Origin of the sequence: Clostridium algidicarnis, assembly GCF_000703125.1 — a bacterium.
In the GTDB taxonomy this organism is placed as follows: domain Bacteria; phylum Bacillota; class Clostridia; order Clostridiales; family Clostridiaceae; genus Clostridium_L; species Clostridium_L algidicarnis.
Map to the genome: position 1 here is coordinate 136,272 of NZ_JNLN01000001.1, position 25,249 is coordinate 161,520.

Genomic DNA, 25,249 nt, shown 5'->3' on the forward strand with positions numbered 1-25,249 from the left:
TAAATTTTTTTAATTTTCTTTGCTACTCTACCATACATTTAATCAGCGCATCACGAGCATCTGAATAGAATTGAACATCCACTTTAGTTGCCATTTCATCAGATAAATCAAATAATTGTCTTCTACACGATACAGGCATCAATACCGCTGATGAACCTTTCTCAACTGCAATTTCAACAAGAGAAACCGGATTATGAACTGATTCAATTGAACCTCCTAAATTCACTTCTCCTACAATAATTAAACCTCCTCGTACGCTCTTCTTTAATAATGCTGTACAAAATGCAATGAGTACTGAAACACCTACTTTAGCTCCAGTTTTTGCTGCATCAAAAGCTCGTAACTGTATAGCAAATTCATGTTCTCTGGGGTCTTTATCTCCAATTAGCAACTTTGCTTTTGAGTACAAGTTTTGTTCAGCAAACCCAACACTTTCTTTAAAAGCTTGTGGAACTGGCTTATTTAAAATTTTAACCCCTGAACCTGGACCTTCATTTGCCTCTATTCTAAATAATCCTGGATGTTCATCCATCCCTCCTGGACTTATAGTCCAAACTTGACCTGGTTCCAACGGATCTGTTCCTATACTATTTTCACTTTGTAATTCAGGTGTACCAACATATTTTTCAACTCCATCAGTACCCATTACATAGCTAAAATGAGTATTTCTAAATTCAGCTGCACCGATTTTTTTTTGTTGTTCTTTTACTCTTCTGCGGCTTTCCATAGCTATTCTAACAGCCCATTCTAAATCTTCATCTAATACATTCTCTTCATCACTAGGATAGAGTAATTTTAAAAGTCCGCTAACAGTTTTATTAACTGCATTAGTATCTCTACCACTTAGAGCCCCACCAAATTGAACTTTGCCTTGTAACGCCGCTACTCGACTTTGTGTTCTCATGTGACTCATACATTCAGACCAAAAATCACTAACTAAACCAAAATGGTCTGTTAACAATTCTTTATTGATTTTAGGTACATCCCAACCTGGAAGATATCCATGTATACGATCCATAAATGCTGTATCATCACGCATTTCTTGTGGTAATGGTCCAAATAAGTGGCCTATCCTTTGTTGCTGTTCAACATCTACGTCAAAGTTGCCTACCATAACCATACTACCATCTGCTCGTATACTTTCTTTACCTCTACTAAATTCTCCTGACTCCATATACCCCTTCATTATGTTAATGCCATCTTTTTTATCGAATGAGATTCCTGACACTTCATCAAAACAAACTACATCGTACTGGCACACCAGACCTCTGCGCCCATTATTATTATCAACAAACATTTTTGCTACAGTTGCTTTACCACCTGAAACCAAATGTGCATATGGAGATACTTGTTGAAATAAATGACTCTTTCCAGTTCCTCTAGGACCAAGTTCAACAAGGTTATAATTTCTTTCTACAAATGGAACCATCCTTAAAAGAAAGGCATCTCTAGTTCTTTCACTTAATCCTTCTGGTTCTATACCTACACTTCTAAGTATGAATTTTTTCCACTCATCAGTAGTAAATTGTTTTCTAGCTTGTGAAAGTGATTCTAAAACATTCCTTTGAGACATTTGAATAGCTCTAATACTTTCAACCCCAAATGGCCGTCCCTTATTTTCTTGGGCTATGGCAGCATCATATACCAATGATATTTCTGCATAGAAACCTCCCGTCAACATACGCTCATGCCCACTAACAATTTCTGGTGATATTCGTACATCCTTTAGCTGTAAACTAGGTAATGTTGCTAAATATGAATCACTTTTTTCATCTAATCTAGCACTTATAATATCGATGATTTTAACTTCACCTTGTTCCCTCGCTCTAGCCTTAAAAAGCTCTTCTTCACCAGCTTTAACAGTCCTAGATTTAAGTTGCTTTTGAACAATTTCAAGACCTTCTTCAATTTCTTCCTGGTCTATGCTTGCACAGTACCTACCTAACATAAATTCTACAACATATGTTGGTACAGGAAATTGTCTACTAAAAGTTCTAACTAAATCTTTTCTTACTAAATAACCATCAAGAGCAGATGCTGCAATTTGATCTATTCTGTCCAATTCCATAGCCTATACTTCACCTCCTACTATAGTAATTTGTTGGAACAACACTTGGTTATTTTTATCCAGTATTACAATATAAGCTTGCTTTGCCTCATATGAATCATCATCAACTACTACAGAATTTGTTCCATCTTTCTTAAATTCTTTTATTCCCATAACTATTGAAGACTCTGCTAGTACAGGCTTCAATCTAATATCAAGAAATGCTTGTTCATTCAGATCTTCAACAGCAATCTTACATCTCATACCTTTCCATACAACATCTGTTATAAATATCTCTCTTGCCTTTTGTTCTTCACTTTTTGTTAAAGTCATATTAAGTGTCAAGCACTCCTGAATACTTATACCACCATGTGTATACTCAATGCCATTTCTATAACAACTAACACCATCAGCCAATGCAAAATGCACCGTATTGTTCCAATACCATGGATACAGAGCTTCATCAAAAACTGAACCTGGCTTAATAGACGCACATCTTCCCCACTTGCTTTCTGACAAAGAATTTGGTAATGAAATCTTAGGTAATCCTAATGGCATTAATAGCCAACCATGATCTGTAACTAACTCAATAGATTCCCAACCCGCCATAAATAATCCTTCAATTTCTTCAACAATATCATTTAAGTACCTATCAATATTTGATATTATTCTTAATCCAAGATTATGACCATCCTCATCAATATTACCACATTCATACCATGCCTTATCTCCTTTAACATCTAATTGGTTCTTACCTATAACTATATAATCTTGATCTATAAGTAACTTTACAATTCTTTGATATGTTGCTGGTTGATTATTATCTTTAATGAAAGGATTAAAGTCCGAATTATCAATATCATCACCTATGAAAGACTCATTAATTGGCATAATAGCCGGTTTACATGTTGCTGTGACAGTGGGTAATGATGCCCATGTAATATTTTGCTTAACCTTAATGCTACTACTTTCTAGTCTTTCTTTTAGTTTTTTAGCAATATCATATCTCAAACCATCCACGAAACAATAGCAATAACTTTTTGTATTTTGAGGATGAATTTCTTTATTTACTGGGTAGCCATTCTCTCTTACTAATGATTGCAAATTCCTTGCATTTCTATCCAACCAAGGTAGATATATTGCCCTGATTGCTTTTGATATAGCTTCCACATCCTCTTTTTTTATAACACATTTATACGCATCGATTACTGCATAATCTATCTTCCAACCCACTTCATCTTGAATAGATTCAATATCTTTAAAAGTTCCTTTTATATCAAGTTTAGTCATTGAAGCTACAAAACCAAGATGTTTTAAACTACATGCAAGCGGAGCTTCATTAAGTTCAGACCAAACTGAAGAAACTCTAGCTCCATGCTCTTTTTCTAACCTTAATACCTCATTTTTTGCATCTTGTTCAGTAAGTCCATCAAGATTTAAAAGTTCTTTCCGCAACCTAGATTCCTCTTGTTCATTCCATTGCGGAAATCTTTCATTATCTGATAACAACGGCATTACTATCTTTGTAAGTAGATTTGGTATAGCTTCATATTTTGAAGGCGCTTCACAAAATCTATCCCAAATACTCTCCCATGAACTATCTTTATTACCTATTTTCTCTGCAGCTAATAATACCCCATCAGTTTCTGCATTAAAACCAAATCTAGATATGCATATATCATTAAAAGCAGCCCACTCTTCTTTGGTTTTCTCCTCTTTAAAATAATCAGGATTTGATAACCACATTAACATCTCTTTATCAATATCTTTACCTGATATCAAGGAATTAAAAAAATCTTTATCTAAATGCATTCCTCTCAATATTTCAACATTTTCATCTAGCAATTTTACAATTGCTCTATCCATTGCACTTAGTGAGTCTTCATCTTGAGAGACATCAAGACCCAGGCCGCCTCGATTGCTTTTTAGAAAAGCTAATAGTGTCCAATCTCTAGCATTAATTTGAGACCATATTACACCACGATACTGAAGTTCAGCTAATGGCTTTAATTCTTCCGGACATTGTTCAATGGCTCTTAAGTCTTGCCTACTTACCCCCGGTAAATATATAATAGGTATTTCACCATAAGGTAATTTATACTCTTTTGCCTTGCCCGCTATGGCTACTCGTATCCAAATAGCTGGACCTATTCTTTCTTCTGGGTTATATTCACCCAATACGAGCACTTCATTTAAATTAGTTTTAAGTCTATCTATAATTGGTTCCCACTTTCTTTCCTTATCAGTCCATAAAATGCAGCTAGGCTTTGTACTCGATTCGGGATTATAATTCGCTGATGACTTAAGTGAATTGATTATATGATCTATTACCTTCAATAATACCTCACCTCTTTTCCTCTCTTACTGATAGCTTTTCTTCCACTGATAAATGGTAATCATTTATCCTTTCCCCATTGAAAACTTTATACCAAGGACTATCTGTTGTATCTTTTCCTCTATCTTTATTCCAATTAATATTTGGCTTATCTCTTAATATCCCTGCACCCCTTTTGCCAATATCCGGTACAGACATAAATGGTCTAATGTTCAATCGTATCCCATCATTTATATCTGGTTGCCAGCCTATTGGTTGCTTATCAATAGACTTCCATCGAACAAATATGTCATATGGCTGCTCTCCATTTAGTATTAGTTCTAAACTTTTTTTCAACGTTTCTGCTGCTGCAAGCTTTTCCTCTGCACCATCAACCCCAGTTACGATATCATTTTTTTGTTTATTAATCCAATCACCTAAATATGTGTAAATTAATGTTTCTAGATTTTTCCTATCTAATTTATGATAGTTAAGTAATACCGAGAAACCATCAGGTAATCCATCCCATACTTGCCATATGAACGGCCTATTGTTAAATAACTTCACATGCTGTGAAAAAAACTTATCTCTTAGCCATGACTCTAAACTTTTGCCCTCATGATCATTTTTAGATAATAATTTTGTAGTAATATCTGTTATATTCTTACCTTTATATGCCCCAGCTAATATATCTAACAATTTTTCACTAGCAGGTGCTTCTCCTCTTACTGTTGGTATACATAGTATTCCATCAGAATCACTGTATTGTTGTAATTCCTCTGTTTGTTGGATCTTCAGAATTGACTGATCTGACAATTCTAAAGAAGAATCTGATTCTGAAGGCCATTGAAATCCTAACAATCTTGCCACCGCTACTTGAAGCGGATTAGTGCTATAAATTGGGTGACCATGGAATATCCATTGTGTAGGATCTTCAGAATATGCTTTAGGCAATCCTTCTGGATACATTTCATCAGCTATATCACTCCAATATTTTTCGTCAAACTGGCATTGAATCAATGTAGCACTTGTCACATTAAGTTTTTTATCAATCTGTCTTATAGCCGCTTTATAACTATTAGATTTACAAAAGCACCATAATGCTGTAATATACTTTTCATCATAAGGTATGATAACCCCAGTATTTTGATCATACAACTCTCCTGTATATAAGGTTGCTTTTAAGTCACCCATTCTGCTCACTGCAATTCCTTTCTTTTTATAAGAAGGATTATCTAAACTAGGTCTCAGCATCCCCAAACCATCAGTTGACCAATCTATTACTTGGTCTCTTCCAGTAAAATCTTCTATTTCTTTTACTGATGTTTGTAAAAAGCGCCATCTTTCGCTATCTTCAATCTCCCAAAAGTATCTAATCCACTTTTCATTATCGCCATTTACAATTCCTCTCTTTGAATAAGCAAACTCACTTAAATATTTATTAGTTCCTAAAGTATCTAGTAAAATTCGCTGGTCAGGATTATTAAATTGTTCATTTTGAGATTGAAATTTTAATGGACTATTTTTTAAAATATTCTTTTTATCATCGCCAATTTTGCATTCTATTCCTGAAAACAAATCAGATTCTTTACTAAAATTATTACTTAGGGAAATTAATAATACTTTAACAACTTCACCCGTAATAGATTCAAAAGCTCCCTCTCCTAAATTTGCTATACTAATTATATTTGTGTTTTTAAGAATATAATTTCTAAATTTTTGGTAACTTTTCAAATATGTCCAGTTAGATGGAGTGACCGAACAAAAAACTCCTCTATTCTCTTTTAAGAATAATAATAATCGCTCAATAAATACTGTTGACAAGTCATATTTAGCACTTGGATAATTATTTGAGACAAATTTAATTAACAGATCATCTTGACGTTTTAAAGTTAGATACGGTACATTTGTAATAACCAAATGGTAAGAGTTACTCAATAGTTTAAATGATTTTTCCATCCCATACGCCAGGACACTTAACTCTGATGTTCCCGTATTAACAGCAAACATACTTGTTTCCAATTTCTTATTAACCCTATTCCATTCTTTTTCAAAAATACTTCCTTTTTCAAAAAAACACTTAGGATTTATTAGACTTCCCAAAACAGGAGCATGCTCAAATAAATTATACAACCCTTCTAAATGAAACTTTAAATCCGAATCTTCTCCCGCTAATGATATCCAATCATCTTTTTTTACATTTATTGACTGTCCACACCAAGCAATTTGTAATTCAGGTAATATCCTAAACCCACCGCTTTGTGGATAATTCCATGCCGCTAAAGCTATAGAAAATGCAGCTAATTCTACACATCTCTGATCAATTTCAAGTCCATGAATGTTTTCTGAAAGGACTTTATCACAAGCTTCTTTTGCTGTTATATTTTCTAAATACATTCTAATAGGAACCAATTTTTGGAATACCGAAACTAAAAAGTGCCCTGACCCACAGCAAGGGTCAATTAATTTAAACTCACTTAAATTCTCAGGCCAACCTTCAGTATTTCCTCCAGCTACAGACCAAACTTCATCAATTTTTACAAACCTTATGTAGTCAAACTGTAATGAACCTATTTTTAATCTATCTCTTAACTCCTCTTCTGTTTTTAACTTTGTTAAATCTTCTTTTGTAAGTCTTTTTTTAGCCCACCAAGCACCTAATGAGTTATCCAGCAAGAAATTTACCATATAGGGCTCAGTAAATAATTGAGTTACAGCTGGCAATTCTCTGGCACCAATTTTAACTTCTGATTTATTTACTTCATCTTTTTTGTTCTTTTGCCAAAACTGATAGACCCAACCTAAACTGTCACTTGCCCCAAATATGTCTTTAGGTAACCCATAAATTATTTTTTCTAATTCCATTTCTTTCTCAAGTGGAAACTTTAATTCAAATACTGGTGAATCGGCTCTAAATATTTGAGGTAGCATCTTAGCCGCTAATTTAGCTGCCAGTTCCCATCCGTTATAAAAACCTAATTCTTTTGCTATTTCTTCACACTCTTCAAATGATATAGAAACCGCATTCTTAATATCACCATCCTCAAAGTACATTAATAAATTATTTTCAAACAGAAATTTAGCAAAAAGCATACGGTGCCAATGTTCATAAGCTACTTCTTCAATTAATCTATCAATCTCCTGAGTTTCTTCTTTTGAGTCTCTTATATCACCTAATTGCCTACCGTGTGCCCTTAATCTTCTTCTCAAAACTCTCTCTTGTTCTGATAAATATTCATATGGTGAAGATTTTTCTACTCCAAGCTGTCTAATAGCTATTTCAGCTGCATCTTCAGATATTTTTCTTGCTTTTAGTATTGAATTCTCTAGTACGTTTCTCAACTCTTTTTCCAAATACACCATTTTAATCTCACCTCCTACTTATTTAATAATAATAGGCCCATCATTGAGTGCATTTTTAAGCTTGCTCTCAACTTCTTTTAACCAAAAGTCAATATCGGCACTACTCTTCATAGTCCTCTTAGGAATTTCAATTGACTGAATTTTAGGTTCTAATTCTTTATTTGCTAATTCGATTGCTCTGCTAAATTTAGTCGCCAATGACTCTCTTTTATCTTGCCAAGATTTAATTGGAAACTGTTTTAATGCTGATAATAATTCATCATAAGTACTGATTGTTATTGGTGATAACTCCCTAATATTACATTGTACCAGAATATGTTCTTGTTTCTCTTCCATAAGACTATTCCAAACACTAGAAACTTTTAATTTATTTTGTAAGTCATTGTAGGTATTTAAGAACTTATTAATTTCATCATTTAATAAATTTCTAAGTTCAGTTTCTAAATTTCTACTTAATGGTATAATCATATCTGGCTCATGTAACAGTAATCGTCCCTGCTTAATTACCTCTACTTGATCTATAATATCTTTTATACTTTCATTTTCTGTAGATTCTCTGATTAATTCTTGAAGTTTTCTCCAACATGGGATTCTTTCCGCTATCTTTGATGCAATATTTTGACACTTATCAATTAGCTCAATTAGCTCCTTTGAATTTGCGAATATTAAGAGCAACTGCTCATTACCTGATTTTTGTTTAATCTCATTTAAAATACTACTATTTATAATAGTTGGCTTAGGTTCTTCCCCACCTGTTTCTTTCGTAAGTTCAACTAATTTATCAATAAATTCATTCGCTTTTAGTACTTCTTTTCCTTGTTCAGCTACAATACCCAATTTTTGGTATACTTTTCTTATTTGTATTCTCTGTATAACACTAACTGTTATTGATTCAACTTTAAATAGAGATTTCCCTATATTTTTTCTTTCAAGATCTTTCGGTTCAATGCCCTTACCAGATTCATTTAGTGCTTTTAATTGTCCTGACACAAGTAATGCTTGTAAAGCTCCATCGATCGCATCACCTGACCATCCAAAAGGTGTATTTTGAAAATTCTTTCGAATATCAGTACCCCTTTTTCCGCTACCAATATAATTCATAACTTTTTTACACACTGGATTATCCGCAGGTTCACCCATATAATCAACATTTTTCAGTGAATCTGGCGAACCTTCTTTTGCCTTATCATATACCTTCCCCCATTTTGTATGGTCTGAAATTAAAAAGTCAGAATATAACCTAACTAAAGCGTTATTCGAGCTTTCTATGATTGCATCTTTTAAAGAAACCGATAGTATTTCATTACCTCCAGCTTGAATAACCTTAGCTCCTGAAAAGGCTTCATTTAAAAGTTCATTAATATTTCTTTCCGCATTTTCTTTTAACGTATTCATTGCTGAAAAAGCTTCTTGACCTTCTGGTGTTGTCGGCACTCCCTTATTAGAAATTGTTGCAATAGCCGCTTTAAAATCAATGATATAATGTCTCAACTCATCTGATGATCGTTTAGGTATAAAAACAAAAATAGTAGGAGAATTGTTACCTGCTTGTTTTGCCTCAACGCGAACTGATTCTTCGTCAATATTCCAACCATTCCTAATCCATATATATATTTTTTCTTTTGAATCCGCTGGAAGATTAGCATCAAATAATGGGTATATATCCCTGGTTACTTTAGATAAACCTTGTGTAATAGATATTTTTCCAACTTGTTCTGCAAATTTTTTCTTTATCCTATCTTCCCTTTCTGATGAGATTCGATGATTTTCATTATTAAGTATACTTTTTTGAGATTCAAATTCATCTAACCAAGCTATATTTTCTTCCGTTTGAATTCTATACTCATCTTTTATTTTCATTAATAATTCACAATTATCTAGAAGGGCTGGAAGCTTACTTCTTAAAGATGAACTTCCCTCTGTTAAATCAGTTACCATTAAATCTGCTAATGTATCTGCATCCGACTTAATCCCTACTTCATGATTACTACCTGAAAGCTGATTAATTAAGAATACTAATCCACAAGCCCTTGCCATTAATTTCTCATCTTCACCCTGACTTATCCAACTCATAGTTCTTTCATGTGCTTTTCTTGGCAATTTCCTAGCTTGAAGTAATTTATCAGCTAAATCAAAATAAAGATAATCTGCTGGTATTACATTGCCAATATTTTTATCAATATTACTTTTTGCAGCCTTATGCACCATACTCAGTTGATTTCTTAATTGACTATCTGTTCCTGTTCCATCTAATACTCTAAGTGTATTCTCCCAGAATCTTCTCCTGACCGGTAAAATAGGATAATCTTGTATAAAATACATAATATCCTTTTGATTATGACCAATAGATGTAGTATTTAGATGCCTAGAAATTTCTCCTATATTTCTTTCCATGACAGTATTGATTTCACTTATTGCAGTTGGTTTTTTAGCTAAAATAACTTTACGTACAACAGCCTCGACATCTGCATCTGAAAGCTCAATTCTAACCGTAAATCTTCCTTCTAATTTTTTAAGATTTGGTGTTCCTGTTACAGCGGTTTGCCCCGTTCCAATAAATAATAATTTACTCCCGATTTGTTTACAGCAGGCTTCTACTACTTCCTGAACTTCATGTGCCCTTTGACTATCCTCACCAATAAATTGCTGCACTTCATCTAATACAATTAATGACAAAGGAAATTGACCATTAACTGATAATGCTTCTATGATAGCCTTAACCATTTGCTCATTACTAATATCTAGCACGTTTGGATACTCATTATTTAATGTATTTATACAACTTTCTCGACTTGGGAATATGTGTGGTTTTATTTCCATCAATGCTTCTTGTAATCCCTCAGCAACATAAAAATAATCTAACTCTTCTTCCCAATCATATCCTTTACTGAATACAAGTTTCATGACTTCATCAAGTATATTTTCTGATTTTAACCACATAACAAATCTTGCCACAGAATAATTTTGTGGTAAATTTACGGATTTAAATATTATATTCAAAAGAGCGAGTCTAACGCTCCCGCTTGCACCGGCACCTAAAGTTCCTGAAGCAGCATGTAGCCCTCCCATTCTTTTAGCTTGTGTTGATAATTCAATAAGAAGTGTTTTTATATTATCTGGCAATGCAGCCACACCCCTTGCAGTGGAACCATCTTGAAGTTGTGTATCATTCCAAAATGCCGTAAGCATTTTTACAAGATGTGATTTACCAGATCCATAAAATCCGCTCACCCACACGGCTGGTTGTTGTTCTTGTCTAAGATTTCTTAAGTACGTGTCCAATATATGTTCTATTCCTTTTTCATATTGACCATCACATACAAAAGTTTCCAACTCATACCTAAGAACATTTAACTTAATGTCATTAACACTGGCAACACCTTCATTTACTATCTTCCTGTCCTCAGGATTTACAAGATATAATTCTCTATTTAACATACTAATCCCCCCCTATAATTCCTTATCACTAGTTATAGCGAATGCATGATAATTCCAACCATCATATCCATCAAGTAATCTATAATTATTATTTTCAAAACTACCTGGAAAAAAAACTAAAAGTCTTCCTTTAACATATGGTGATAACTTATCAACCAAATCTTTTACCTTTATAAACCCAAAGATTGCACCTACACCTGATAATGCTACAACATCTTCTTCCGATACTTGTTGTCTTTTTAGTAAATCTGCAAATTCAGTTTCAATATAATCTAAATATTTATGAATACTACTAGTTAGAACTTCCGGTTTCTTATAATAACTTTGAGCATATTTTAAATCACTTAACCAATTCCCAAAAGTATCTGTTAGGTCATAATGAATCCAACCATGATTATTGTTTTGAGTTATTATTTCAAATTCACCAATTTTAGCTCTAAGTTTTAATTCATCCATTTCATTATAAACACAAAATATTACTCTTTGAGCAGCCGCAACATCTCTCCATGGTATAGCAATATGAGTTGAATAATTATCTAGAATTTTTTTCATCTTACTCATTTTTTAAACTCCCCCTCCTAAACCCACTAAATTAGGAAAAAGTACTTCTATGACATTATCTATTCTTTTAAAGATAATCCAACCTTTTCTGGAAGCAATTTCAGCTAGCTCCATAAGTCTTTCTTTTGAGCAATCCAAAATTTTTATAAAATCTGTTTCAAATAATTCAGTCCCTCTTATTTCAAGTAAATAACCTAAAAAAAGTGCATACGCCACACTTGCTGACGTAGCTTCTACCATATGCCTTATTTTCTTAGTATTTCCTTTTAAATGCCCACTTTGGGACCAGCTTGAACTTATATTTCTAGTTGTTGATTGCAATGTTTTTTCACTAAATCTACCTGGTTCTAATGAATCAATATAACTCTCCATCTCTTCTTTACTAAATAAAGAGTTTATAGGCATATTTGTAATAAATTTAGATGTTTCCCTCAGCAAACTATCTCTTGCCATAGCACATAATATAGCTATAAGAGGTTGTGATTCAATATCTCTACTCCAAAAATATAGTAATCCCTTAAACAACAATACATCTTTATCTAAAGAGTATAATTGTATTAAATACTGAATACTGTATTTCCTGGAATTAGCAGTTCTTTTCCGAAGACAATTATCTTCTTCAGCTGCTGTATAATAATCTTGAGTTGATTCAGCATCTCTAACTGCATCTAAAATCATTATTAATTCATTTAGCATTATTGTTCTTCTCGTATGTGTACTTCCTTTAGAAAACTTAAATCCAAATTGTTGGTATTTATCTTCATTTTGCATGTTTCTTCCTCCATTGAATCACACTAGGTTAATGTCCTGAATTGTTAATATCAAGTATTCTATTTACAACTTCAAGCCTTCTTTTACCACATTGTTGTTTCATTATTGTAGTAAATTCTTTATCTTTTCTAATCTTTGATGGATTGTTAATATACAATTCTAATATTTGCTCAATTAAAAGTTCTTCTTTAAATTCATTATTCCAATATGCATCGATTAATTTATTAATAACATCCGCTAATTCACGTTGGGTCTTATAAAACATTTTTATTTCCATCAAATCACCTCATTTTTAACTTAAATAATACTTTATTCTTATTTTACTCTTACTAAATTAGAATTACAATATTGAATGCTCTAAATTATATTCTGATAATTGTAAAATTTGTAATTTCAATGTAATTGAGTTTGATTTCAAAACCTAAAATATATAGTACCTAATGTTTTTATATGTATATTTACATTAGCATATAATTTATTTAAATAAGTTTTCTAACCTGTTCTTAGGAAACATGTGAATTTTTACATAAGAAAAAACCCTTGAAAATTCAAGGGTTTAACTGTGTTTCCTTTGCAGCTTTACTACCGTCTCAACGTGAGGCGTATTTGGGAACATGTCTACCAACAGACTTTTTTGTATTTTATATCCCTTTTCTTCCAAAAACTTAAGATCCTGTACTAATGTTTTTGGGTTGCAGGATACGTAGATTATTTCTTTTGCTTTAAAGTCTACTACGTATTGTAGTGCTTTTGGGTGTACTCCTGTTCTTGGTGGGTCTAGGATTATTATGTCTGGACTTTCTTTTAGGTCTTGGATGACTTTGGTTACGTCTCCTGCTATGAAGTTGCAGTTACTTAGGCCATTTAGCTTAGCATTTTCGTTGGCTGCATTGGCTGCTTCTTCTATTATTTCTACTCCTATTACCTTTTTTGCTTTAGCTGCTGTGATTTGGCCTATGGTTCCGGTGCCACAGTAAAGGTCAAATATTGTTTTATCTTCTTCGTCTCCTAAAAACTCTCTTACTATGCTATATAGTTTTTCTGTTCCTTTTGAGTTTGTTTGGAAGAAGGCTAAAGGTGATATTTTAAATTTTAATCCTAGGATTTCTTCTGTTATATAGTCTTTTCCGTATAATACATTTACCTTATCTGCAATTACAGCATCAGATAGGGAGTCATTTACTGTATGTAATATTGAAACTAGTTTTCCTTTTAACTCTAATTCTAAAAGTTTTGATTTTAATTCTTCTAGATCAAAGTCAATTTGTGATGTTGCAACTAGGTTTACCATTATTTCTTGTGTATTATAGGCTTTTCTTATGATTAAGTTTCTAAGGTAGCCTTCTCTTGACATTACCTTGTAGTGCGGAAATCCTTTTTCTCTGAAGTATTCTAAAACCATTTTCATGATTTTTCTATAGTCTTCATCTACTAACATGCAACTATCTGTAGTTACTATTTTAAATGAACTGCCTTTTACGTGCATTCCAAGGCAAAGCTCTCCACCTTTTTCAAAGTCTCCAAAGGAGAATTCCATTTTATTTCTATATTCATATTGATTATCAGTGCCTACTATACCTTGGAATTCCCCCATTGGTACTTCTTCGTTATTGAATAATTTTTTTACTGACTGCATTTTAAATTCTAACTGTTTTTCATATGGTACATGTTGACTTTGACATCCTCCACAGGTTCCAAAATGAGGACAAGGAGCATCTATTTCATACTCTGCCTTTTCAGTTATTTCTATAAATTTTGCCTCTCCATGGGTTTTTCTCTTTTTTGTAAGTCTTGCTGATACCTTTTCTCCTGGAAATGCTCCTTTTACGTATATCTTCATATCTTCTAGTGTAGCTATTCCCTCTCCACCAAATCTTGTGTCCTCTATATTAAGCTCTAGTATATCGCCTTTTTTCATTTAATTGCTCCTCTTACTTGTATTAATCTTTTGCTTTATATATATGGTTATATAATTTTTTAATAGCTTTATATTAGTCTATATAATTGCATAGTTAATAAGTTTCTCAATAACTTTCAATTAATCTTATACTATCTTTGCATTACTTCTTTATTAATTTTATATTGCTTACTTTTCTTCCTACAGTGTTGTTCATTTTAGTTTTTTCCATTATTGGTGAGTAGATTATATTTACTATTATATATATGATTACATATATACCCATTTTATCTACTACACGTAAGTTTACAAGTTTCATTATAAAATCAAATATCATAAGAAAAATAAATGATGCTCCCCCTATTACTATCTGATCTATAATACTTGCTTGTATGCTATCAAAAAATGTTACTTCTCCTGTTTTAGTTTCGTCATTTTTGGGAGCTTTAGCGTCAGATTCGTAAGTTTCTTTTATTTCATACTCTTCATTTATATCTGATCCATTTTCATGAAGGTCTACGTTGTTTTCTAAAGGAGTTTTTTCTATAGTGGTTTCTTTTGTTAGTAAGGTTTCTTCCACTGTTACTTCTTCTTTTATAAGTGGTATTTCATCTAAAACTACTTTTCCCTCTTCTAAATTTGTATCACCTATTATAAGTTCTTCTTTTTTCTCATTTGTTTTATTTTCTTCATTTTCTAACATAATTTTGTCTCCTTATCTTCATTTTTAATATTATAACATATAGGGTATCTTAAAAAAATAATAATTCAATGCAAAAATAGGTCTTCTTACTTGATTATTTTTTGAAAATACTTAGGTTTATTTATACGAAAATATTATTCCTATAGATACAGATTATACACTATATAGATACATTATGTGTAAACTTCATATTAATATTAATAGCTTTATGCTATAATATTCTCGGTATTTATACTATATTATGATTTTTTAAAGTGCAATACTTGAAGGTTTATGTTATGTTTAACTGCTGCTTTTTTAAGGTATAAATCAATTTTTATCAGGCTTGTAATTAAAAATATCTAATTAAATTAGGATGGTGTTACTGTGTGGAATTTAGTTTTTTTATGTTTTGCTGGATTTTTGGCTTCTTTTGTTGACTCTATTGCTGGTGGTGGTGGGCTTATAAGTGTTCCGGCATTTTTTATTGCTGGGTTTTCTCCTTATTTCGCTTTGGGCACAAATAAATTTGCTGCTACCACAGGTTCTTTTACTAGTTCTTTAAGGTTTGCTCGTTCTGGTAAGGTGAATTTTAAGGTTATAAAATACATAATTCCTTTTACTCTTATAGGTGCTGTTTTAGGAGTTAAAACTGTCCTTCTTATAAATCAAGACTTTCTCTATCCTTTAGTTATGGCATTAATATTATTTGTAGGAGCTTATAGTCTATTTTCAAAAAACCTTGGTATGGAAAATGGATTTACCAAGGTTACGAAGCTAAATTTAGCCCTTGGAATACTCCTTGGCTTTACTATAGGATTTTATGATGGTTTTTTTGGTCCTGGCACTGGGTCTTTTCTTATATTTGGTTTAATAAGCATATTCAAATTTGATTTTGTAAGTGCTAGTGGCAATGCTAAATTTTTAAATTTTATAAGCAATGTAACTTCACTTGTAGTATTTGCTATAGAGGGTAAGATAAATTATCTTTATGGCATACCTATAGCTATATTCATGGTATTTGGAGCAAACTTTGGTACAAAGGTTGCTCTTAATAAGGGAAGTAAGCTTATTAAACCAATATTTATAGTAATGTCTCTTGGTGTAGCCTTAAAGTTACTTATTGAAAATTATATATTGTAATTTTCTATATATAAACCAAAACAAAAGCTGACTTTTAAATTTAAGTCAGCTTTTACTTACCACCTACTAATATAATATTCTCTTATCTTCTATTCTCTTTGTAAACTTTATAGAATCAAAATGTTCTAAGATGGCTACTGCATATTTTCTGCTGGTATCTAGTACTGTTCTTGCTTCTGCTGCGCCTATGCTTTCATTTTCTTCTATATAAATTTTAATTATATCCTTAGCTTTTAGATAATCTTCCTTTAGATACACTACATCTTCCATTACCTTTACTAATGAGCCTGTATCTATTAAGGATTCGTAGACCATCTTAAATGTCTTTTTATCCTTTTCTTTAGTTTCCATATCTGCATACTTTGGAGAATTATATCCTGAAGATTTAAAGGTTTTTATTATCCTATCTTTCATTTCCTTTTGTTCTTTTGTATATTCCATATTGAAACTTTCTAAGGCTACAAAGCTATCGTTAACTTTTATTGAGCCATGACTTTGCATAATTTCTAATATTTCATCATAAGTTTTTTGCTTTATTTCTCTGCCAAAGATTTTACCCTTTATTTCTTCCTTTGACATACCAAATTTAAGTGGATTTTGATTATGATACTTTTCTAATAAATCCATTAATTCTTTAAGTTTATTTTCATAATAACTTTTGTGAATATATACATTTTTATCACTAGAATTAAGGCTTATTATTTTATTTTTATCTACAAGTTCTTTTAATATATCTTTTATATCTTCATGATTTTTACCTAGAGCTTTTAATATGTCAAATTCCGTTGGATATTTTGAGCTTATAGCTAAAACTGTACTTTCAACTATATCTTTTGGGTCTCCACTTTCTTTGATTTTAAGTTCTTTTATATAATCTTCCTTAAATCTTTTAGCTTTAGTTGCTACTGGCTCTATAATAGATCCACCGGCTATAGTTACCATAGGTGAATAGGTTCTAAGTACGTATCTATCATTCCTTTGTACTGTTATAGGCCTTTCTAGCCTTAACTGAACATAAGCCTCTTCACCTGGCTTTATCTCTTCTTTGTCTAAAATTATTACTCTGCATAATATTTCATTAGTACCGTGATATAATCTTAGCCTTTGTCTATTTTCTATAGGTTTTTGTGAATTTTTAAGATGATAAAGCTTACAATCTATAACCATCGAAGGCTCCATTATATTAGGTACTGACACCACATCGCCTCTACCAATATCTTCAACCTTTACATTTGTAATGTTAAGTGCACATCTTTGACCGGCCTCTCCTATCTTAACGTTTTCTTCATGAACTTGTATACTTCTTATTTTGCCTATAGCCATGGAAGGATAAATTTGTACTGTATCTCCTTCCTTTACTTTTCCACCTATTATGGTTCCTGTAACTACTGTTCCAAATCCACTTACAGAAAACACTCTATCTACAGGGAGTCTAAAGTGCCCTTCTGTATCTTTAGGCTCTACTTCCTCTGTTGCCTTTTCTATTTCTTCTATAAGGCTTGGTATTCCCATTTTAGTTTTAGATGACACAGGTATTATAGGGGCTCCGTCTAAAAATGTACCTTTAAAATTATCTTCAACTTCATCTTTAACCATGCTCATCCATTCTTCATCTACAAGGTCTGCTTTGGTTAATGCTATTATTCCTTTTTTCACATTTAGTAGTTGGAGTATTTCAAAGTGTTCCTTTGTTTGTGGCATAATTCCTTCATCTGCAGCTATTACTAAAATTACTAAATCTACTCCACTTACCCCTGCCAACATATTTTTTATGAATTTTTCGTGACCTGGTACATCTATTATACCTGCTCTTTTTCCTGATGGAAGATCAAAAAAGGTGAATCCAAGGTTTATTGATATGCCTCTATCCTTTTCTTCTTTTGTAGTGTCTGTTTCTCTTCCTGTTAGAGCTTTTATAAGTGTAGTTTTACCATGGTCTATATGACCTGCTGTTCCAATTATAATATGTTTCATTTTAAACCTCTCCCATGTTTTTAAAAGCCTTGGCTATTATATCTAGATCTTCTTCTAAAAGAGCCCTTACATCTATTACAATTTCTCCATTATAAACTCTTGCTATTATAGGAATAGTATTACTTCTTAGTTTTTCTTCTATGACCTCTACATGAATCTTATTGCTTTTTACTTTAAGTGCATAGCTTTCAATCTTTTCTGTAGGCATGGATCCTCCACCTACCATAGAAAAGTCTTTTTCTACACTAAAACTAAAGTGTTTTGGAGATCCCTGAAGTTTTCTTTTAAGCTTTTGTGCTCTTCTTTTTAGTTCTTCCGAGTTTAATAACATCATTCTTAATGTAGGTACCCTTTTTAATGCTTCCTTTTCATCTAAATAACAGGTTAAAGTACCCTCTAAGGCTGCTAATGTCATCTTATCTATTCTAAGTGCCCTTGTTAATTGATTTTTCTTTATTCTATCTATATATTTTTTCTTTCCTACAATTATTCCGGCTTGAGGGCCACCTAACATTTTATCTCCACTAAAGGTAACTACGTCAATTCCCTTTTTAATACTTTCTTGTACTGTAGGCTCATGGATGAATCCGTATTTAGATAGATCTAAAAGAACCCCACTTCCTATGTCTTCTATTATTGGCTTATCATACTTTATACCAAGTTCAACTAATTCTTCAATAGGTACCTCTTCTGTAAATCCCATTATCTTAAAGTTTGAAGTATGTACCTTTAATAAAACTCCAGTATTTTCATTTATATTGTCTTCATAATCATAAAGATGAGTTCTATTAGTAGTTCCAACTTCCATAAGCTTTGCCCTACTAAATTTCATTACCTCAGGTATTCTAAAAGAGCCTCCTATTTCAACTAACTGTCCTCTTGAAACTATGGCTTCTTTATCCTCACAAAGGGTGTTTAAAACTAACATTACAGCTGCTGCGTTATTATTAACTACTACCGCTGCCTCAGCTCCTGTGATCTTTTTTATAATCTCTTCTATGTGACTATATCTTGAGCCCCTTTTTCCCTCTATTAAATCATATTCAAGGTTATTATAATTTTTAGCTACGTCAATAACGTTTTCTAAGGCCTCGTCACATAATATAGACCTACCTAAATTAGTATGAATTACAATCCCTGCACCATTTACTACCTTCTTTAAATTAGGTTTACGCTTTCTTTCTAATGTTTTAGTGAAATAATTCATTATATCCGCTTTAGAAAAGTCTTCAATATCATCTTGAAGTATGGATTTTCTATAAAATTCTATAGTTTCTCTTAAAGATTCCATCACAACAACCCTCATATTATTCTCTAAAGCATTCAAAACTAAGCTTTCTTCAAGTAATTCATCCATCTTAGGTAATTTTCTTAATAAATCTTTATTCATACGTCACCCCTCCTTTAACACATCTTTAAAATAACAGTTTAAAATTCCTAAACTACTGTTATATCTATACTTTATCTATACTTTTTGTTTATACACTACTAAGTATTTATCTAATGCCTATGGTTTCTATACTACTATTATATCTACTTCACCTTTAGGTAACACTTCACCTATTATGCTGGACTTTATCTCTAGTTTATCTAGGTTTTTCATTATTTCTGCTGCTATTTCTTCCCTGCAGCTTACAAGAAGTCCGCCTGAAGTTTGAGGATCAAATAGTATATCTTCCATCCATGCATCTACATTTTCTAATTTGTACTTACCTTTTATATACTCTCTATTTTTATAGCTTCCCTCTGGAACTAGCCCCATGCTGGCATACTCTTTAGCTTCTTCTATATAAGGAACCTTGTCTTTATATATCTTTAAAGTTACCCCAGACCCTTCTGCCATCTCATATCCATGTCCCATAAGTCCAAAGCCTGTAATGTCAGTACATGCACTTATATCTTTACCCATAATAGCTTCTGCTGCATATTTATTAAGGGTTACCATAACCTTAACTGCCATGTCATATGCCTTTTTACTAGCCATTTCTCCCTTTATTGCTGTATTTAATATTCCAAGTCCTAAAGGCTTCGTTAATATTAAAACTTCCCCTTCTTTGCATCCATAATTTTTCCACACCTTATCTGGGTGAACTGTTCCTGTAACGGATAGTCCAAATTTAGGTTCATCATCTTGAACTGAATGGCCTCCTACTACTACAGCACCTGATTCTAATACCTTATCTGCTCCACCTTTTAATATTTCCCCTAAAACTTCAATAGGAAGACAGTTAGGGAAACAAACTATGTTTAATGCCACTATGGGCTTTCCCCCCATTGCATAAACATCGCTTAATGAGTTAGATGCAGCAATTTGCCCAAAGGTATAAGGATCATCTACAACTGGTGTAAAAAAGTCTAAGGTTTGTATTGTTGCTATATCATCACTTAATTTATAAACCGCTGCATCGTCGCTAGTTTCTATACCTACGATTAAATTATCATCTTTCATCTTAGGTAATTTATTTAATATTTTCGAAAGGGTCTCCGGCCCTATTTTAGCTGCTCATCCTGAGGTTTTTGCGTATTGTGTAAGTTTAACGTCCATATAATATCACCTCTTAATTAAATTTTCATTCTTCTTTATTATATATTATTTGACATAGTTTTTAAAGGTAGAGTAACCTTTTAGTCCTAAGCTTTTAAGATATGTTTAAATATTAACTATTTAAGGTGTAAAATATTAATATTTTTACGCGTTAAACTTACCTTGCATCTAACTTATCGTACATCTATCTTGTCTTTAAACTTAGCTAAGGTTTTATCTCCTATTCCACTAATATTTTTCATATCTTCAACAGAGGAAAATCCACCACTGCTTTCCCTATAATCAATTATCTTACCTGCTGTAACCTCACCTACTCCTGGCAATTTCATAAGTTCTTCCTTTGTTGCACTATTTATATTTATAATTTCGTCTTTACTTTCAGTCATGGCTGTACCTCCGGGTATGCTTCCTACTATAGGTCTTGCATTACCTTCTATAGACGGTATTATGATACAATCTCCATCCCTTAACTTTTTTGCTTGATTTACACTATTTAAGTCTCCTTTTTCTGTTACGCCTCCAGCTTCTACAATAACGTCTTTAACTATACTGTAATCTTCCATTACATAAACTTCTGGTTTTTTTACCTCTCCTTTTATTTCTACAGTTATCTTTTTTCCACTAGACTTTTCCTTATTTGATACTATCTTTGTTTCTTCTAAGGGTTCTTTTTCTGATACAAATATGTCTTCATTGTTAACTTTAGGTTTTTGTATTAATACTTTATTTGCAATAAAAAAGGCCATAAATATTACTGAAAGCATTGCTATTCCTATATATTTTTCTTTGTTTTTTATCTTCAATCTCTCATCTCCTTATACTCTTATAATTCATTATTGACTAAATATTATAAAATATATCGTAATACTTCTTTTTATTTGTTATAATACTATATAATATACTATGATACCTTTTGATATCTTTTGATATTTTACGATACTTTAATGAGTTTAAAAGGATGGATGAAATAATGAAGAAAAATTTCTTTTTGTTAATAGTATTTATTCTAATCTGTAGTAATTTATATCCAGTAAAAGCTGATACCCTTACAGATCCTGAAATACATTCTGAGGGTGCTGTATTAATAGAAGCTAACACTGGAAATATACTTTTTAACAAAAACGCAAAAGTTCCTATGGCGCCAGCTTCAACTACAAAGATTATGACTGCAATACTAGTTCTAGAAAACACTAAATTAACGGATAAGGTTTTAATCGGTAAGAACCCGCCAAATGTTGATGGAACTGCAATTGGTGTTAAAGAAGGGGAAGAATTTACTGTAGAAGACCTCCTATATGCTTTGCTTTTAGAATCGGCTAATGATGCTGCTGAGGCTTTAGCTGAACATATAAGTGAAACTAATGAAAATTTCGCTAAACTTATGAATGAAAAAGCAAAAAGTATTGGCTGCGAAAATACTAACTTTAAAAATCCTAGTGGATTGTACGAAGAAGGTCACGTAACCACAGCTTATGATTTAGCACTAATGACTAGAGAAGCTTATAAAAATTCTGTATTTTTAAAAATAGAAGATGAACCTTTTTATAAGATACCTCCAACTAATATTACATCAGAAACAAGGTGGGTAAATAATAAAAACTCCTTGATTTTAAAAGGAAGTAAATTCTTTTATGAAAAATGTGTAGGTGGTAAAACAGGCTATACTACTCTTTCAAGGCATACTTATACAGCTATAGCTGAAAAAGATAATCAAAAACTTATCCTAGCTTTTTTAGATGCGCCAGATAAAAATACATATTTTGCTGACTCTAAGAACCTTTTTGAATATGGTTTTTCTAGATACAAAACCGTTAAACTCTTTTCAAAAGGTGACAAGGTTTCAAGCTACGATATAAATAAAGATGTTTCCATACCTCTTTTAGCTACAAGTGATTTTTATTACGTTGAAGACTTAAATTCTTTAGGTCAAAATGATTTAAAAAATCCTGTGGGAAATATACATTTAGAAGATAAAGACCTAACTAATGTAAGCTTTAATGAGGGAGATACAATAATTAATTCTAGAATAAACATTAATGAAAAGAACGTAGGAAGCCTTCCTTTATGTAGTGGTATTACAAGAAATGTGTCTCACCTTACAGTAGCTAAAAATTCTATTGACAAAGGACTATCCAAATTCAAAGCTTCTTACGTATTAACATTTACGGGAATATTTTTATTTGGTACAACCCTTATTAGAAGAAAATTCAAACAAATTAAAAGACGTAATAAATATAAAAAGTTTAATATTTAAAATAATATCCTTAATACAAAAAAGCAGATTTATAAAAATCTGCTTTTTTTTAATAAATACCTTTAAAATTTTATATAATATTACAATTTTAGTTCTTCCATTAAACTTTTAATATCCTCTGGGATATCTGATTTTAACTTTATTATATTCCCTGTTCGTGGGTGTGGAAATTCTAGCGCATAAGCATGAAGTGCTTGCCTTTTTATAATTTCACTATCATCATATATGCTATATAATTCATCCCCATATATAGGATGCCCCATATGCTCTAGATGTACCCTAATTTGATGTGTCCTGCCTGTTTCTAATAGCAATTCTAAAAGTGTAGCTTCAGCATATCTTTTTATAACTTTATAGTGAGTAACACTTTGTTGCCCTCTATCGTCCACTACTCTTTTTATGAATTCTTCACCAGGGTAATAGATAGGTAAATCAATAGTACCAAATTCATTTTCAAAAGATCCATGAACCACAGCTCTATAATACTTTTTAAACTCAGGAAGCTTCATAGATTCTGATAGTTTAGCATGTGAATATTGATTTTTAGCTATTATTATAAGACCTGATGTATTCATATCAAGTCTACTAACAAGCCTTACTACAGATGCAGACTTATTTTCTTTAAAGTGGTATATTACTCCGTTAGATAGTGTACCTGCATTATGTTTTCTAGTTGGATGCACTACCATAAAGGGTGGCTTATTTACAACTAAAACATCTTCATCTTCATAAACTATGTCTAAAGGCATATCCTCTGCTTCAATGTTTTGGCTTTCTTTTTTGTTAATGTCTACGGATATATTTTCGCCTTCTTTTATTATATAGTTTAATTTAACTACATTACCATTTACCTTTATTCTACCATCTGGTGCAGCCCCTCTTATTAGTCTACTTGAAAGCCCCTTATGATGCTTTAAGTAATCTCTTATTTTAAGTCCTACCGCTTCTTTTTCTACTATAAATTCTAAATTATTCATCTTCAATACCTCAATTAATTCTTTAAAGTCTTTTTATCTTCTCCAAGTATAATTATTATATCAAAATCTCCTTGTTTTTCTTCCATGGATTGAAGCTTTTTAATATTAAAGTCTTGTTTTATTATACTTTTTAAATCTTTGTTATTATCTTTTATATAAGCTTTGCTTTCCATAAGTTTTTCTCCATTACCTATTATTATATTCTGATACCCAAGATTTTTTAGCATACTTGAATATATCTTTGCAAGTCCCTCTGTATTAGTGCCATTTAATACCTTCACCTTAAGTTTACTCTTATCAACGCCTCCGATGGTACTAGATGACGCAGTTTTACTTACAGATTGTAATGATTGAAGTGTATCTTTGTTTTTATTTTTATCATATACAAAATATGAAATACCTTTAATATATTTGGGCTCACCTTCTAATGTAGAAAACTTTATATTACTTGAAGATAATCCAATACCTTTAGATCCATGTTTAACCATAATCCTAGGAGACATATTGGTTTCTACATTCTCTTCAATAACAGATAAAATTTTAGGTATTCTTAATGGCATCATGGGACTTTTAATTTTCTTTGTTACCTTTTCCATAAATATATGCTGGTTTTTTATTCTACCAAGGTCACCTTCTGCAAGACCTGTTCCATCATTGTTTTTTCTCCACCTAAAAAATTCTTCTGCCTTTTTACCATCAAGGTGGATATTTTTTCCTTTTTTAAAATCAATGTGAAGATCTTGGCCTTCGTCATCATATTTCATGTCTTCCTCTATATCCATATTCACTCCACCTATAGCATCTATAAATTTTGTGAAAGCTTTATAATCTACTTTAATGTAATAATTTATTGTGGTATCCAGCATATTTTCTACTACTTCAATGCTCTTTTTAGCTCCTCCAAAGGCATAAGCTGAATTTATTTTTATATCTTTATTATTTATTTTAATTTTTGTATCCCTAGGTATGGATATAACTTTTACATCCTTTTCACTAGGGTTATAATGGAGGAGCATCATGGAATCTGTCCTTTTTATATCGTCATTATCCTTTATATTAGGATCACCAATGTCTACTCCTAAAATGAGTATATTTATTGGAAGTGCTCTTTTGCTATCCACAGGTTTTATAATTTTAGCCTGCGATTCAACCTTTTCGTTTAACTTTCTAGTAGTTCCAAATAGATATAATACACCGATTAAAAAAATACAAATTACAACAGATAGTGTTACACATAAAATTTTCTTTAATCTTCTTTTATTCATGCTTTCATCTATATCCAT

17 protein-coding genes are annotated in these 25,249 nt (G+C 31.8%); 2 read left to right on the forward strand and 15 right to left on the reverse strand.

Features of this window, described 5'->3' with window-relative positions; genetic code table 11:
* Positions 1 to 22: 22 nt before the first annotated feature.
* The 9 genes from brxL to BV55_RS14995 form a co-directional block, all read right to left on the reverse strand.
* Positions 23 to 2,068, reverse strand: coding sequence for a protease Lon-related BREX system protein BrxL (gene brxL / locus BV55_RS0100660; RefSeq protein WP_029450762.1), 2,046 nt, complete (start codon positions 2,066 to 2,068; stop codon positions 23 to 25).
* 3 nt (positions 2,069 to 2,071) lie between these two features.
* Complete coding sequence (gene pglZ / locus BV55_RS0100665; protein ID WP_029450763.1) at positions 2,072 to 4,384, reverse strand: BREX-1 system phosphatase PglZ type B; 2,313 nt, start codon at positions 4,382 to 4,384, stop codon at positions 2,072 to 2,074.
* Between the two features lie 7 nt (positions 4,385 to 4,391).
* Positions 4,392 to 7,724 carry an Eco57I restriction-modification methylase domain-containing protein gene (locus BV55_RS0100670; RefSeq protein ID WP_029450764.1) on the reverse strand — a complete coding sequence of 1,111 codons (3,333 nt, stop codon included), beginning with the start codon at positions 7,722 to 7,724 and terminating at the stop codon, positions 4,392 to 4,394.
* Between the two features lie 18 nt (positions 7,725 to 7,742).
* Positions 7,743 to 11,162, reverse strand: a complete 3,420-nt coding sequence (brxC, locus tag BV55_RS0100675; RefSeq protein ID WP_029450765.1) for a BREX system P-loop protein BrxC — start codon at positions 11,160 to 11,162, stop codon at positions 7,743 to 7,745.
* A gap of 12 nt (positions 11,163 to 11,174) precedes the next feature.
* Positions 11,175 to 11,723 (reverse strand): BREX protein BrxB domain-containing protein, encoded by a 549-nt coding sequence (locus tag BV55_RS0100680; RefSeq protein ID WP_029450766.1) that lies wholly within the window; start codon positions 11,721 to 11,723, stop codon positions 11,175 to 11,177.
* 3 nt (positions 11,724 to 11,726) lie between these two features.
* Positions 11,727 to 12,494, reverse strand: a complete 768-nt coding sequence (locus tag BV55_RS0100685; protein ID WP_029450767.1) for a hypothetical protein — start codon at positions 12,492 to 12,494, stop codon at positions 11,727 to 11,729.
* A gap of 28 nt (positions 12,495 to 12,522) precedes the next feature.
* The gene (locus tag BV55_RS0100690; RefSeq protein ID WP_242850831.1) at positions 12,523 to 12,759 is read right to left on the reverse strand and encodes a TIGR04540 family protein; all 237 of its coding nucleotides are present in this window, start codon (positions 12,757 to 12,759) and stop codon (positions 12,523 to 12,525) included.
* Between the two features lie 291 nt (positions 12,760 to 13,050).
* Complete coding sequence (rlmD, locus tag BV55_RS0100695; RefSeq protein WP_029450769.1) at positions 13,051 to 14,412, reverse strand: 23S rRNA (uracil(1939)-C(5))-methyltransferase RlmD; 1,362 nt, start codon at positions 14,410 to 14,412, stop codon at positions 13,051 to 13,053.
* Positions 14,413 to 14,554: 142 nt separating this feature from the next.
* Positions 14,555 to 15,094 (reverse strand): hypothetical protein, encoded by a 540-nt coding sequence (locus BV55_RS14995; RefSeq protein WP_051652345.1) that lies wholly within the window; start codon positions 15,092 to 15,094, stop codon positions 14,555 to 14,557.
* A 366-nt stretch (positions 15,095 to 15,460) separates the two neighbouring features.
* Here BV55_RS14995 and BV55_RS0100705 point away from each other — a divergent pair, with 366 nt between their 5' ends.
* Positions 15,461 to 16,216 carry a TSUP family transporter gene (locus BV55_RS0100705; protein WP_029450771.1) on the forward strand — a complete coding sequence of 252 codons (756 nt, stop codon included), beginning with the start codon at positions 15,461 to 15,463 and terminating at the stop codon, positions 16,214 to 16,216.
* Between the two features lie 66 nt (positions 16,217 to 16,282).
* Here the strand turns inward: BV55_RS0100705 and selB are convergent, their stop codons facing one another.
* The 4 genes from selB to BV55_RS0100725 all read right to left on the reverse strand — a co-directional run bounded on the left by selB (position 16,283) and on the right by BV55_RS0100725 (position 21,538).
* Positions 16,283 to 18,190 (reverse strand): selenocysteine-specific translation elongation factor, encoded by a 1,908-nt coding sequence (gene selB / locus BV55_RS0100710; protein ID WP_029450772.1) that lies wholly within the window; start codon positions 18,188 to 18,190, stop codon positions 16,283 to 16,285.
* 1 nt (position 18,191) lies between these two features.
* The gene (gene selA / locus BV55_RS0100715; protein ID WP_029450773.1) at positions 18,192 to 19,580 is read right to left on the reverse strand and encodes an L-seryl-tRNA(Sec) selenium transferase; all 1,389 of its coding nucleotides are present in this window, start codon (positions 19,578 to 19,580) and stop codon (positions 18,192 to 18,194) included.
* A gap of 126 nt (positions 19,581 to 19,706) precedes the next feature.
* Positions 19,707 to 20,735, reverse strand: coding sequence for a selenide, water dikinase SelD (gene selD / locus BV55_RS0100720; protein ID WP_084170456.1), 1,029 nt, complete (start codon positions 20,733 to 20,735; stop codon positions 19,707 to 19,709).
* A gap of 173 nt (positions 20,736 to 20,908) precedes the next feature.
* Complete coding sequence (locus tag BV55_RS0100725; protein WP_051652346.1) at positions 20,909 to 21,538, reverse strand: ComEA family DNA-binding protein; 630 nt, start codon at positions 21,536 to 21,538, stop codon at positions 20,909 to 20,911.
* A 167-nt stretch (positions 21,539 to 21,705) separates the two neighbouring features.
* On the opposite strand from BV55_RS0100725, the gene BV55_RS0100730 reads away from it, so the two are divergent.
* Entirely contained in the window at positions 21,706 to 22,989 is a 1,284-nt protein-coding gene (locus tag BV55_RS0100730) for a D-alanyl-D-alanine carboxypeptidase family protein (RefSeq protein WP_029450778.1), read from the forward strand.
* Positions 22,990 to 23,069: 80 nt separating this feature from the next.
* Here the strand turns inward: BV55_RS0100730 and BV55_RS0100735 are convergent, their stop codons facing one another.
* Both BV55_RS0100735 and BV55_RS0100740 read right to left on the reverse strand, forming a co-directional pair.
* Entirely contained in the window at positions 23,070 to 23,966 is an 897-nt protein-coding gene (locus BV55_RS0100735) for an RluA family pseudouridine synthase (RefSeq protein ID WP_029450780.1), read from the reverse strand.
* Between the two features lie 14 nt (positions 23,967 to 23,980).
* Entirely contained in the window at positions 23,981 to 25,249 is a 1,269-nt protein-coding gene (locus BV55_RS0100740; RefSeq protein ID WP_157469577.1) for an LCP family protein, read from the reverse strand.